The organism is Dyella sp., from assembly GCF_035508675.1.
In the GTDB taxonomy this organism is placed as follows: domain Bacteria; phylum Pseudomonadota; class Gammaproteobacteria; order Xanthomonadales; family Rhodanobacteraceae; genus Dyella_B.
In genome coordinates, this window is the sequence record NZ_DATJMN010000386.1 from 1 (window position 1) to 11,967 (window position 11,967).

Here is an 11,967-nt window from a genome sequence, read left to right on the forward strand (position 1 = left end):
GGGGCGGATGCCGCGGTCGTCACCGGCGAACAGCGCTTCGGCGACGGCGGTCTTGCCGGCGCCGAGGTTGCAGATCACACCCAGGGCGTTGAGGTAAGTATTCATGCGGGCGAACCCGTAGGCTGGGATGAAATCCCAGTATCGCCATCCAGGTAAAAGCTGGGGTGGTCATTCCAGCCTAGCTGACGGATAGCCGGCTCGACGATCATGCCATCGGCTTCCGCGCCGCCACATTCACCAGCGTTTCTTCACGTTGCCCCGGCGGCGGGGGGGCTTTCAATCCCCACCGTTCCAGCAAGCCGAAATCCTTCGAGCGGCTCCACCACAAGTACGGAAACGACACGTTGCGCGCGTCGAACTCGAAACCCTGCCAGCGCAGCATCTCCAGGTATTCCTCCGCGCTCTTTTGCACCTCCATCGGATGCCGGAAGAACCAGCGGATCACCCAGGTGTCGATGTACGCCTTGGTCGATTCGGCAAACAACAACCAGCCGCCAGGCTTCAGCACGCGCCAGAATTCGGCCAGCGCGCGTTCCTGCTCCACCAGGTGATGAAAGGTCTGGTGGCAGAACACGATATCGGCGCTGCGATCCGGCAGCGGCATCGTTGCGCAATCGGCGGCGTGCAGTTCGATCGGCATGCCTTCGCGTTCGGCTTCGGTCTGCGCAAGCGCCAGGCTGTGCGGGTCGGCGTCCAGCCCCAGCATGCGGGCAGGTTGGAAAGCGTCACGCAACAGGCGCAAGGACTTGCCCTGGCCGCAACCGGCATCCAGCAGCGTGCCGCCTTGCGGTAGCGGCTCGCCGATCAAGCGCTTCAGGTCGTTGATCGCCACACGCAGCACGTGATGCTGCCAGGTGTGGGTACGCAGGAAGTGGAAGCCGATACGCGTTTCTTCGATGTAGGTGGGGCTGGCGTAATTCATGGCTTTTATTCCTGCTCCCCGTCGGAGAGAGGCTTGGAGTGAGGGGCGGGGTTTGCGGTGAGGCGAGCATGGCTGTGTAACCGCCGTTCGACCGCATCGATAAAAACCTTGGGCGATTCCAGCTGCATGTCACCGCTGGCGATATGCACCGCCACCTGCACGCTGCTTGCGCGCGTCACACGCTGGCCGGTGGCGGCATCCCGGATCAGGTAATGAATCAGCAGGCGGTTCTGCCATTCGACCAAATCGGCCCGTACCACCAGCCGCTGGCCAAAGCGCGCCGCCTGCACGTAGCGCAGTTGCAGGTCGATCACCGGCCACGCATAGCCCGATGCCTTCATCTGCACATAGTTGTGGCCGATGTCGTCGAGCAGCGCGCAGCGCGCCACTTCCAGGTATTTCACGTAATGGCCATGCCAGACCACGTCCATCGAGTCGACGTCGTAGAACGGCACAAGTATGTCTACTTCTTGGTGCAGAACGCCGTTAGCGCGCATCGGCGGTCTCCTTATGCGACGCCCAATAGGCGTAGAAATTGAACCATTGCTGGGGCGCGATCAAGCATTGGGCGGCCAAGTGATCCGCGTAGCGTTGCACCCAGTCGTGGATGGTCGCATCGCGACGGCCGCGTTCCCATTGCGCTTGGTCCAGAAAGGTATCGAGATAAATGCGGTAGCGGCCATCCACCTTCAGGCAGCACAACAGGTTCACCGGGCAGCGCAGCAGGCCGGCCATCAGCCACGGGCCTTGCGGAAACGCGGCGCCATGGCCGAGAAAATCGACCGTGACGCGCCGCCCGTCGTTCAATGGCACGCGATCGCCGGCAATCGCCAGCCATTCGCCGCGCTCCATGCGTTGTGACAGATCCATCATCATCGCGGTATCCAGTTCGCTGACCTGGATCAGACGCATGCTGCGGTCGCCCGCCTCGCCCAGCAGGCGATTGAACTGCGCCACGTGGCGGTTATGCACCAGCACGTTCAGCGGCACCTGTTCGCTCAGCTCTGCCATGGCGCGGCAGACGTCGGGATTGCCCAGGTGCGTCACCACCAACATCTCGCCGCGTCCACTTTGGTGGCTACGCAGCAAGCGCGAACGCACGCCGCAAGGGTCGACCAATTGCACCTGTTCGAAACGCAGGCGTCCACGCCATACATCGAGCCGATCGAGCAGGTTGTCGGCGAAGGCCATGAATTGATGGAACACGCTACCCAGCGTCGGCTTCAGCGCGGCATTGCCGCTCCACGCGGACAGATAGGTTTGATACTGCCGGATATGGCGCCGCGCGCTACGCGCCGACGCAAAGAAATACAGCACGATCAAATACAGCACCGGCGCCAGCAGGCGGCGGCCGAATACGCGTACGCTGAAGGCGGTAAGCCACATCAGCACGAAGCTGCCGCGCTCCTTGTGCGCTGACCAGTGACGTTCCTGCACCAATGGCTCGCTCATGTCTGGGCACTCCATGCCAATCGACCGGAAGAATAAGCCTTGTCGCCGTGGCGATAGGCAAAGTGCAATTTTTGCCGCGACGGATCGTGGCGCAGCACCAGCTCCACGTGGTCGCCGGGACGCAGCAAGCGCTGGAATTTCAGCGCCTCCATCAGTGTGCAACGGGCCGGCGTGCCAAGACGCGGTGCCGCCAGCGCCAGCGCCCACGCGATTTGTACGGCACCCGGTAGCACGGGTGCACCGGGAAAATGGCCGGCGAAATAGACCAGTTCGTGTGGAACCTGCAGCTCCAGCGTCCATACGCCATCGTGCTGCTGCTCGGCCAAGATCAGCGGGTCACGCGCCGCGTTCACGCCACACCCCGCAGGCGCCGGCGCAGCAGCCATTCGCCGATGAACAGCGTGCCCATGATGAAGTACACCAGCAGGCCGTTGTAAAGCGTCCACCACTTCAGCGGCGCCCACAGCGTCAACACCGCGGATGCGAGGCCGTTGAACACGAAGAAGCCGACCCACACCCACGTGACCTTGCGCGTATAGGGAATCGCGGCATCGGGCAAATCGGGTTCGCGTACGCGTGCAATACGTTCGATGATGGGCGGCCCGAATCGCAGGCTGAGGCCGAATGCGCACAGCAGCAGCGCGCTGATCAGGGTGGGGTACCAGCGCAGCAAGGCCGCCTCGCCGCTCAGCGCGAGCAGGGCGCAATACACCAGGGCGGCCGTCAGCATCCAGCGTCCGCCGGGTTGTTTCAACAGGCTGGGCGCGCGAATCAGCCAGATCGCGCCCAGCACCAGCGCGAACATCGGCGGCGGCACGCGATCCATGCCGAAGTACACCACGAAGGGGTAGAGCACTCCGGCTAGTGGTAGAAGAATCGAAGTGAGCTTGTTCATGCGCCTTGTTGTGCGTGTACGAACGCAGCAAGCGTGGCGACCGTGGTGAAATGCTGGCGCGCATCCTTGGAATCGGAAGCGATGCGGATGTCGTAGCGCTTCTGCAAGGCCAGCGCCAGTTCCAGCGCATCCACCGAGTCCAGGCCCAGGCCTTCGCCGAACAGCGGCAGGTCCGGCGGAATATCGGCCACGGTAACGTCCTCCAGATTGAGGGTGTCGATGATCAGCTGGGCAATATCCTGTTGCAAGGCGTTCATGGCGCAAGCTCCCTTGAGAATAGTGTGTGCAGATGCTCATTCAGCCGGCGCGAAGCGATCGGCAGCGGCGTCGATGCATGGAAGGTTTCCGGCGCAATGTCCTGGCCCACGCGCAGCGTCACGCGCACGCGCCGTTCCGGAATGCGATACCACGGTTCGGCCTTGGTCAGCGTGGTGGGTTGTACCGTAATGAAAACCGGCGTGATCACGCGTGCGCCGCGCAAGGCGATCGCCGCCGCGCCGCGGTGGAACACCGGCGCCTGATTCGGCGTGGTGCGCGTACCTTCGGGGAATACGATCAGGGTTTGCCCTTCGCGCAGCGCATCGGCTGCTTGCTCGAGCATCTCCGGGCTGCCATTGTTGCTGATGTATTGCGCCCGGCGTACCGGCCCGCGGGTAAACGGATTGCGCCACAGGCTTTGCTTCACGATGCAGTTGGCGTCGCGGATGTGCGCGATCAGAAACACCACGTCGATCAGCGACGGATGATTGGCGAGGATGATCTGTCCAGGGCGGCCAAGCCGCTCGACACCCTGGAACTCGTAGGCCAGCACGCCGCTGCGATACATGAATTGCACGTGCAGGTAGAACGCCTTGCTGATCGCATTGCGCGCGCGGCGGCGCTGCGTGAGCGCATCGCCCGGCAGCAAGCCAAGCAGCGGCAGAATGATCAGCCGCAGCAGCAATCCGCCCAAACCGAACAAGGCAAAGCTCGCACCGGTGGCCACCAGCCGCCAGGAATAATTGGCGCTGTTGGTGCGCTTTATGGGATGCGTTGCCAGATCCACCGACGTGTCTTCCATGTATGTTCAAACGTGTCCTCACCGGCATGCAGCGCGCGCACGAAATCCAAGGCGTGCGGCCAGGCAGCGGGTGCGGACGTCCCCTGATGCGGTTCCAGGCGCAGCTGCCAGTGCGTGCCCGGCGCCGCGTCGATTCCCCCCACTCTCAGCGCCACAGCATACGAAAACGGCACGTCGTCGATCCAGCCATCGTAGGCGGCGGGCGGCCGTTCCTCGGCGATCACCACCAGCACGGTCGGCGCGCCGTCGCCGAGCAAGGCCGCCGCCTCCACCATGGCGTGCTCGAAGGTATCCGCTTCGCCGGCGATGGCCACGGATTCGCCATGCTGCCCGCGCAGGATCGACCATTGGCCGGCGATCGCATTGTGTACCGACAGGCCGAACTGGGTCGGCGACAGCGGCTGCTCGTCGGCGACTTCGCTGAGCAGGGCAAAGGTGCGCGGCGTTTCGCCATGGCGCGAGGCGAACACGAAGGGCAGCTGTTCGTGCTCACCGCAGAGCGGCCAGGCGACGTGCATGGTCATGCGCGCCAGGCGGCTGAGGCGGCGGCGTTGCATGGGGGGAAGAAAGTCGCCGCTGGGTTGTTCGTTGTTGTCGGGCAGGCGAGTGGGGTGGCGAGCCCAGGCTTGCCAGGCTACGTCGGTGTCGAGGGTGGGCGCCCATATGCGCAGTTGGTGGATGTGGAATTCCATCAGGGCACCACCGGCTGCCGCCATGCTTCACTGCCATTCCGGCGAACGCCGGAATCCAGTAAAAAATGACGTGCGAAGCACTCAGCATAAAAAGGTTCAGTGTGCTTCGCACGACGTATTGATACTGGATTCCGGCGTTCGCCGGAATGACGACGCGGGGCATGGGAGGTTATCGTGCGCATCAACCCAACGCCCTGAACACCAGCGACGTATTGATCCCGCCAAACGCGAAGTTGTTGTTCATCACATACTCCGCGCTCATCGCCCGCCCGCCGTCGACGATGTAATCGAGTTCCGCGCACGCCGCATCCGGTTCGCTCAAATTGATCGTCGGCGCAAACCAGCCGTCGCGCATCATCTGCACCGCCCACCACGATTCCAGCGCGCCGCAGGCGCCCAGCGTATGCCCGACATAGCTCTTCATTGAGCTGATCGGTACCCGCTTGCCGAGCACCTGCGCCGTGGCGTGGCTTTCCGCTATATCGCCGCGATCGGTGGCGGTGCCATGTGCGCTGACATAGCCGATGGCATCGGCAGAAAGCTGCGCATCCTGCAGCGCCAGCTGCATCGCCGTCGCCATGGTTTCGCTGGTGGGCTGGGTGATGTGATTGCCGTCGGAGTTGCAGCCGAAGCCGACGACTTCCGCATAGATGCGCGCGCCACGTGCGCGGGCGTGTTCGTATTCCTCCAGCACCAGCGTGGCGGCGCCTTCACCGACCACCAGGCCATCGCGAGCCTGGTCGAAAGGGCGTGGCGTCAACGGCGCCTCGTCGTTGCGCGTGCTGGTGGCAAACAGCGTATCGAACACCGCCACGCCCGGGCCGGAAAGTTCTTCCGCACCGCCGCACAGCATCAGCGTCTGCTTGCCTTGCTGGATGGTTTCGTAGCCGTAGCCGATCGCCTGGCTGCCGGAGGTGCACGCGCTGGAAGTGGGCACGATGCGCCCCTTCAAGCCGAAGAACACACCGATATTCACGGCCGTGGTATGCGCCATCATTTGCACGTAACTGGTGGCGGTCACCCCCTGCATGGAGCCGGTTTCCAGCATGCGGCCCATCACGCGCACCGGTTCCACGCTGCCGCCGGACGAGCCGTAGGCCACGCCCATGCGCCCGTCGCCGATGCTGCGCTCATCCAGCAAGCCGGCATCGCGCAGGGCGCGTTCGCTCGCAGCCACTGCCAGCTGTGCCACGCGGCCCATGGAACGCAGATGCTTGCGCGGCCAGTCCGGTATGCGGAAATCGTCCACCGGGCAGCCCAGCCGGCTGTTCAAGGATTCATAGAAATCCCACTCCGGCATGCGCCGCACGGCGTTGCGGCCTGCGCGCAAACGCGCTTCGATCTGCGACCAATCGTGCCCCAGCGGAGTGATGCCGCCCATGCCGGTAATAACGACGCGCTTCATGGGCGAGTGCTCCCTGCAAAAAATGAGTTCATGGTGATGATGCTCTTGGCGCCGTGCTGGCGGGCACCAGTACGGCGGTGAAACCGATGCCAAGCAAAAGCGTAAGGCCGAAATCCTGCAAGGCAGGCATCGAACTCCACGCCAGCAAGCCAAACGAGAGCAAGGCGGTGACGGCGGAGAGCAGCACGCTGGCATACATCGCCCCTGGGCGATGCGTGACATGGGGTTCGCCCTCGCGCAGAAACACCGCGTAATTCGCGCCCACGCCCAGCACCAGCATCAAGGCCATCCAGTGGAACAGCGTAAGCGGATGATGCAGATAGCCGAGCATCGCCAGCGTAAAGCCGATGCCCAGCACCGGCGGCGCCAGCACGCGCGGCACGCTGCGCCAGCCATAACGCAGCCCGAACACCGGCACGATCAGCAGCACGGCGGCAAGCAGCCACACACTGGCATAGCGGCGATAACGGCCAAACAGGCTGGAAACGCCGGCGGCCTTGTCCACCAGGGTCACGCCTGGCAGATTCGCTGCTGCTTGCTGCAACTTCGCACTGGAGGCGTCACCTTGCGGAATCACCAGCGATGCGGCCCCGTGCTGCCCTTCGTTACTCAGCCACAGATAACGGAACGGCATGGCAGCCGGCGTTTTCAGCCAATCGTGCAAGCTCAGCGGCGTGCCGGGCCATGCCTGCAGGTAACGATCAATATCGGCATCGCGAAAACCGGCCTCATGCAGCCATTGGCGCATGCGCTCAGGCTGCGCAAACAGCGGCGCCAGCAGCGCCTGGTTGGCCTTCTGCCGCTGCTGCGATGGGACCATCCCGGCCAGGCCGATCCAGCCTTGCAACAGTCCGGCATCGGTCATGGCTTGCAGGCGCTGCTCCAGCATTTCTTCGCGTTGCAGGACCTGTTCCTCATCCGCGCCTTGCACCAGGTAGAACTGCGTGCCGTTGCCGAGGCCGGTGATGTCGCGAATCTGCTTTTCCTGTGCGACCAAGGCGGCAGGAGGGGAGATCAGCAGGTGTACGTCATCGTCATGGTGCATCTGCAGCCAGCCGGGTACGGCCAGCAGCAAAGCGAATGCGGCGAGACTTGCGCCGCGCCATCCGGCGGTAAAGCGGGAAACGATGTTCTGCAGCGTCAGCGCACCGCGAACGGAGACATTGCTCAACGGTTCGGCCGTCCGCTGCAACAACGCGGGCAGCAGGAAGAACACGCTCAGGCAGGCCACTGCCATGCCGACCATGGCGAAGCACGCCATCTGCCGCAGCGCCGGGAACGGCACCAGCCCCAGCAGGGCATAACCCAGCAGCGAGGTACCCAAGGCCAGCAGCAGGGCGGGGCGCACCTGCTGCAGACCTTTGCGCGGTTTCCAGGCATGCCCTGCATTGGCGCGTGCGGTGAGGTATTGGATGGAATAGTCCACTGCTTCGCCGAGCAGCGCCGCGCCGAACACCAGGGTAAGCAGATAAATCTGGCCGAACGCCAGCACGCTGACCGTGGTGGCAACCACGATGCCGATGGCGGTGGAAAGAAACGCCAGCAACAACGGACCCGGCGAGCGGAACACCAGCAGCAGCAGCACGGCGATGCCGAGGGTGGAAATCAGGCCCACGCGGTGCACGTCGCGTTCGGCTTCGCTACGTGCGGCAGCGGCATAGAACAAAGCTCCCGTGCGCAGCACGCGGGTGCCAGGATGACCGTGTTCGATCGTGCGCTCGGCCTGATCCAATGCGTCCAGCGCGCGATGCTGAATTGCATCGTCATACGCGGACCCGCTCAACGTTGCGGTCACCAGCACGTAGCTGCCGTCATCGCGATGTGCGGTCAGCAGGTTGTCTTCCGGCAGCAGCGGCGAGCGGCTCCATGGTTGCTGCTCCAGCCAATGTTGCAGCCAGCCGAATGGATCGTCTTGCAGGCGTGTGCCAACGCCGGTGACGAAGGGTTCGTTGATGCGTTGGGCCAGCGCCTGCCTCGGATCGTAGCCGGGTTGTGCGAGGGCCTGGCGGTCTGCATCGCTGAGCAAGTAGAAGCGGTGCGCCAGATAAGGCGTTACCAGTTGCTGCAAATCGAAGGGCGGCAGCTCGGCCATGACAGAAGCAAATACCGTGTTCTTTGCCAGTGCCTGCCCGAGTTGGCGCGCGGCTGCTTTGGCCTGTTCATCGTCGGCGCTGGCGACCAGCAGAATCACGCGGTCGCCATTGGCGTGCGCCAGGCGCTGCGCCGCCACTTCGGCCAGCGGATTGCGTTCCGTGGCCGGCAGCATCGCCAGCAGATCAGTCTGGATCGGCGAACGCCCGCGCCCGAACAGCAGCCACGCGCAAGCCAGCGCGACCAGTAGCGTCGCCACCATGAAGCCGATTGCGCGTAGCCACAGGTTCCGCTCCGTCATGGCAGGCCGAGGGCGTGTTTTTCCTGCGCGCTCAACGAGCCGGCGTCGCAGGTGTCGGTCATCCGGATGTCGGTGTGCGTGCCGTCTTGCATGTCGATGCGGATGCGCTGCAGATACGCGCCGCCATCGAGCTGGATGTCGCGCAACACCTGGGCGACGCGCGATTGCCGGGGCGTGAAGTGCAGGTTCCACTGCGCAGCGGTGCCGCTTGCCTGCACATCGAACTGACGCTCCACCTCATCCAGCCGTCCCGTCAACATCCCTTGCAGCATTTGCGAGATCTGCCCAACGCCACGCTCATTGCGCACCGGTTGCATGCGGCCGGTGGCATCGATGCGCACGGTGCGTGTGCCGGTGAGCGCCAAGGTTTGCTGATAGGGCTGCTGCACTTCCCACAGCATGCCGTGGCCGGTGACGAATAGCAGTTGGCCACTGCTGGTTTGCACCTGGGTAAGGGCAGGCGTTTGGCGTTGCTGGGTGAAGCTGGCGCGGATGGCGGTGTGCTGGCTTAGCTGATTCACGATGGCATGCAGCAGGTCGGGGCCTTGTGCGCATGCGTTGGTGCAAACGAACAGCAAAAAACATGCGATCAAACGGCGCATGCAACGCTCCTTTTCCGCTTGCGCCACAACAAGCCCGGCGCCCGCGGCAACATCCCCAGCAGCAGTCGCGTATGCATCGCGGATATACGCAGATTGTCGTGCAGCATATGGAAATGGGACAGGCCGTTTTCCGGGTAGATCACCCGGGTCGGCAGGTTGCGCACCGGTACGCCGCGCCAGATCAGGCGTACCGCCACCTCGGTGTCGAAATCCATGCGCGCGGGCAGGGGCGCGCGATCGATCTCGGCACACGTCGCTTCCAGCGGATACAGACGGTAGCCGCACATCGAATCACGCAACATGAACGACAGCGTTTCCAGCCACACGAACACATGGGTGACGTAGCGGCCATACAGGCGTGCGCGCGGCACGCTGCGATCGTAGATCGGCTGGCCGCAGACCAGCGCCGTGGTATCCGCGCAGCCTTCGGCCAGAAAACGCGGCACGTCCGCCACATCGTGCTGGCCGTCCGCGTCGATCTGCAAGGCATGGGTGAAATCGGCATCGCGCGCGGCAATCAGCCCGGCGGTAATCGCGCGCCCCTTGCCGCCGTTGCGCGCCAGCCGGATCACTTGCACGTCGGGTGCAACAAGACCGCCAAGCACCGCGCGCGTGGCATCGTTGCTGCCGTCGTCCACGATCACTACCGGCAGCCCGTGCGCGTGCAAGGCCGCAACCGTAGCCGTGATCGTGTCCTTGTGGTTATAGATGGGAATCAGCGCGCAGGGACGGAACGCTCCGGCGGGGGCTGGCGCAAGCGGCATGGCGGCCGGCCCGCGTTCAGCGCGTCAGCAGCGTGCGCACGTTGGCGACCACGTCGCCGACCGTTCGCACGTTCTTGAAATCCTCGGGCTTGATGCGCATGCCGGTCATGTCCTGCACCTGGATGGCGAGGTCCACGGCGTCGATGCTGTCCAATTCCAGGTCGGTGAACAGGTGGGTGTCGGGTGTGACCCGGGCAGGGTCGATCTCGAAAGTCTCATGCAGCACATCCTTGAGCCTGAGCAGGATGTCCTCGTCGCTGATCCCGGTTTCCAACATTGCGTTCATATACACCCAGCCTGCTTGCTACCCTGCATACCTTCCCCACGCCCCTTATCGGCAGGCGTCGACCGCGCTGCAGGGCTGTCAGGGAAGCATCGATTGTTCCTAACCCGCAGCGCGGGTTCCCCTGAGACCTTTACTAATGGAAGCAAGGTCTTACCGCATATGTTCTTGCGGCGAAAAGTCTAGCAGAACTGTCGGGCTCCAACGGCCCGCGTGGACAAAAGAAAACGCCGGTCAGCGACCGGCGTTTTCAGTACTCATGCGTACAGTTTCTACTGCCCGCGCATGCGGCCGGCAAAGCGTGGCGCGCCATTGCCCATGTGCGGCAGCTTGATCTTGCCGATGGACGCGATGCGCTCTTCGGCCAGGCGATCGGCCGCCTTGTAGGTCGGCACGTTCTGCGTCTTGCTGATTTCGAAGATGCGGCCCAGGTTGTAGTAGATGGTGCGCATCATGCGCATCGCACGTTCGCGGTTGTAGCCGTCGATTTCCAGCGACACGTTCATCACGCCGCCGGCATTCACGGCGTAGTCCGGCGCGTACAACACGCCGCGACGCTGCAGTTCTTCACCGATGGCATCGTTGGCCAACTGGTTGTTGGCGGCGCCGCAGATGATCTTGGCCTTGATGCGGTCGATGGTCTGCTCGTTCACCGTGCCGCCCAATGCGCAGGGCGAATACACGTCGGTGTCCACGTCGTAGATGTCATCCAGGCCCACCGCTTCGCAACCCAGTTCGTCCACGCAGCGCTGCACGGCGTCCTTGTTGATGTCGGTGACGAACACTTTCGCACCTTGCTCGCGCAGCAGCTTGATGAATTCGCTGCCGACGTGGCCGCAACCCTGCACGGCATAGCTGTACTTGCCTACTTCTTCATTGCCGTACTTGAAGTTGAGTGCGGCCATCAAGCCCTGCAGTGTGCCGTAGGCGGTAAACGGCGACGGATCGCCCGAACCGCCGTGCACCTGGTGCACGCCCGTGACGTACTCGGTTTCGCGGAACACGTATTCCATGTCGTTCACGTCGATGCCCACGTCTTCGGCCGTGATGTAGCGGCCATTGAGCGAGTTGACGAAACGGCCGAAGGCGCGGAACAGCGCTTCGGATTTGTCTTTGGACGGATCGCCGATGATCACCGCCTTGCCGCCACCCAGGTTCAGGCCGGCCACGGCGTTCTTGTAAGTCATGCCGCGCGACAGGCGCAGCACGTCGTTGACTGCATCTTGCTCGGTCTTGTACGGCCACATGCGCAGGCCGCCGAGTGCCGGGCCCAGCACCGTGTTATGGATCGCAATGATGGCTTTCAGGCCGGCGTCTTGGTTATGGCAGAAGACGACTTCTTCGTGGCCTGTTTTAGCGATGGTTTCGAAAATCATTGGAACTTTAACTCCACGTTTGACGGTGCTGGGGAAGGCACTCGAATGAGGAAAGCGCTGGCCCCGCCAAGGACCTGACGCCTGAAACTCAAAGCCCCAGCAGGTAGCTGGGGCGAGGAGTTAG

General features: G+C 63.4%; 14 protein-coding genes. All 14 read right to left on the bottom strand.

What is annotated here, in order from left to right; genetic code table 11:
• Positions 1-205: 205 nt before the first annotated feature.
• The 14 genes from VMA74_RS20505 to VMA74_RS20570 all read right to left on the bottom strand — a co-directional run bounded on the left by VMA74_RS20505 (position 206) and on the right by VMA74_RS20570 (position 11,843).
• Positions 206-922 carry a class I SAM-dependent methyltransferase gene (locus VMA74_RS20505; protein WP_325370393.1) on the bottom strand — a complete coding sequence of 239 codons (717 nt, stop codon included), beginning with the start codon at positions 920-922 and terminating at the stop codon, positions 206-208.
• Between the two features lie 5 nt (positions 923-927).
• Positions 928-1,419: an acyl-CoA thioesterase gene (locus VMA74_RS20510; RefSeq protein WP_345786053.1), complete on the bottom strand. Its 492-nt coding sequence runs from the start codon at positions 1,417-1,419 to the stop codon at positions 928-930.
• Positions 1,409-2,374, bottom strand: coding sequence for a glycosyl transferase (locus tag VMA74_RS20515; protein ID WP_325370396.1), 966 nt, complete (start codon positions 2,372-2,374; stop codon positions 1,409-1,411). The genes VMA74_RS20510 and VMA74_RS20515 overlap by 11 nt, the downstream gene beginning before the upstream one ends.
• Positions 2,371-2,727 carry an acyl-CoA synthetase gene (locus tag VMA74_RS20520; protein ID WP_325370398.1) on the bottom strand — a complete coding sequence of 119 codons (357 nt, stop codon included), beginning with the start codon at positions 2,725-2,727 and terminating at the stop codon, positions 2,371-2,373. Before VMA74_RS20520 ends, VMA74_RS20515 begins: the two co-directional genes overlap by 4 nt.
• Positions 2,724-3,269: a hypothetical protein gene (locus VMA74_RS20525; RefSeq protein ID WP_325370400.1), complete on the bottom strand. Its 546-nt coding sequence runs from the start codon at positions 3,267-3,269 to the stop codon at positions 2,724-2,726. Before VMA74_RS20525 ends, VMA74_RS20520 begins: the two co-directional genes overlap by 4 nt.
• Positions 3,266-3,526: a phosphopantetheine-binding protein gene (locus VMA74_RS20530; protein WP_325370402.1), complete on the bottom strand. Its 261-nt coding sequence runs from the start codon at positions 3,524-3,526 to the stop codon at positions 3,266-3,268. Before VMA74_RS20530 ends, VMA74_RS20525 begins: the two co-directional genes overlap by 4 nt.
• Entirely contained in the window at positions 3,523-4,329 is an 807-nt protein-coding gene (locus VMA74_RS20535) for a lysophospholipid acyltransferase family protein (protein ID WP_325370404.1), read from the bottom strand. Before VMA74_RS20535 ends, VMA74_RS20530 begins: the two co-directional genes overlap by 4 nt.
• Positions 4,290-5,045 carry a beta-ketoacyl synthase chain length factor gene (locus VMA74_RS20540; RefSeq protein ID WP_325370406.1) on the bottom strand — a complete coding sequence of 252 codons (756 nt, stop codon included), beginning with the start codon at positions 5,043-5,045 and terminating at the stop codon, positions 4,290-4,292. Before VMA74_RS20540 ends, VMA74_RS20535 begins: the two co-directional genes overlap by 40 nt.
• Positions 5,046-5,202: 157 nt before the next feature.
• Positions 5,203-6,426: a beta-ketoacyl-ACP synthase gene (locus VMA74_RS20545; protein ID WP_325370408.1), complete on the bottom strand. Its 1,224-nt coding sequence runs from the start codon at positions 6,424-6,426 to the stop codon at positions 5,203-5,205.
• 28 nt (positions 6,427-6,454) lie between these two features.
• Positions 6,455-8,818, bottom strand: a complete 2,364-nt coding sequence (locus VMA74_RS20550) for an MMPL family transporter (RefSeq protein WP_325370410.1) — start codon at positions 8,816-8,818, stop codon at positions 6,455-6,457.
• On the bottom strand, positions 8,815-9,420 hold the full coding sequence (locus VMA74_RS20555) for an outer membrane lipoprotein carrier protein LolA (RefSeq protein ID WP_325370412.1): 606 nt from the start codon (positions 9,418-9,420) through the stop codon (positions 8,815-8,817). The genes VMA74_RS20550 and VMA74_RS20555 overlap by 4 nt, the downstream gene beginning before the upstream one ends.
• Positions 9,408-10,184, bottom strand: a complete 777-nt coding sequence (locus VMA74_RS20560; protein ID WP_325370414.1) for a glycosyltransferase family 2 protein — start codon at positions 10,182-10,184, stop codon at positions 9,408-9,410. The genes VMA74_RS20555 and VMA74_RS20560 overlap by 13 nt, the downstream gene beginning before the upstream one ends.
• Before the next feature lie 16 nt (positions 10,185-10,200).
• Positions 10,201-10,470, bottom strand: coding sequence for an acyl carrier protein (locus VMA74_RS20565; protein ID WP_325370416.1), 270 nt, complete (start codon positions 10,468-10,470; stop codon positions 10,201-10,203).
• A 269-nt stretch (positions 10,471-10,739) separates the two neighbouring features.
• Positions 10,740-11,843, bottom strand: coding sequence for a Glu/Leu/Phe/Val dehydrogenase dimerization domain-containing protein (locus tag VMA74_RS20570; protein WP_325370418.1), 1,104 nt, complete (start codon positions 11,841-11,843; stop codon positions 10,740-10,742).
• Positions 11,844-11,967 lie beyond the last annotated feature (124 nt).

Excerpts from the sequence above, each read along its gene's own strand:
- VMA74_RS20570 (WP_325370418.1), bottom strand. The coding sequence starts at position 11,843 with ATGATTTTCGAAACCATCGCTAAAACAGGCCACGAAGAAGTCGTCTTC.
- VMA74_RS20560 (WP_325370414.1), bottom strand. The coding sequence starts at position 10,184 with ATGCCGCTTGCGCCAGCCCCCGCCGGAGCGTTCCGTCCCTGCGCGCTG.
- VMA74_RS20510 (WP_345786053.1), bottom strand. The coding sequence starts at position 1,419 with ATGCGCGCTAACGGCGTTCTGCACCAAGAAGTAGACATACTTGTGCCG.
- VMA74_RS20530 (WP_325370402.1), bottom strand. The coding sequence starts at position 3,526 with ATGAACGCCTTGCAACAGGATATTGCCCAGCTGATCATCGACACCCTC.
- VMA74_RS20565 (WP_325370416.1), bottom strand. The coding sequence starts at position 10,470 with ATGAACGCAATGTTGGAAACCGGGATCAGCGACGAGGACATCCTGCTC.
- VMA74_RS20515 (WP_325370396.1), bottom strand. The coding sequence starts at position 2,374 with ATGAGCGAGCCATTGGTGCAGGAACGTCACTGGTCAGCGCACAAGGAG.
- VMA74_RS20550 (WP_325370410.1), bottom strand. The coding sequence starts at position 8,818 with ATGACGGAGCGGAACCTGTGGCTACGCGCAATCGGCTTCATGGTGGCG.
- VMA74_RS20540 (WP_325370406.1), bottom strand. The coding sequence starts at position 5,045 with ATGGCGGCAGCCGGTGGTGCCCTGATGGAATTCCACATCCACCAACTG.
- VMA74_RS20535 (WP_325370404.1), bottom strand. The coding sequence starts at position 4,329 with ATGGAAGACACGTCGGTGGATCTGGCAACGCATCCCATAAAGCGCACC.
- VMA74_RS20555 (WP_325370412.1), bottom strand. The coding sequence starts at position 9,420 with ATGCGCCGTTTGATCGCATGTTTTTTGCTGTTCGTTTGCACCAACGCA.
- VMA74_RS20505 (WP_325370393.1), bottom strand. The coding sequence starts at position 922 with ATGAATTACGCCAGCCCCACCTACATCGAAGAAACGCGTATCGGCTTC.
- VMA74_RS20545 (WP_325370408.1), bottom strand. The coding sequence starts at position 6,426 with ATGAAGCGCGTCGTTATTACCGGCATGGGCGGCATCACTCCGCTGGGG.
- VMA74_RS20525 (WP_325370400.1), bottom strand. The coding sequence starts at position 3,269 with ATGAACAAGCTCACTTCGATTCTTCTACCACTAGCCGGAGTGCTCTAC.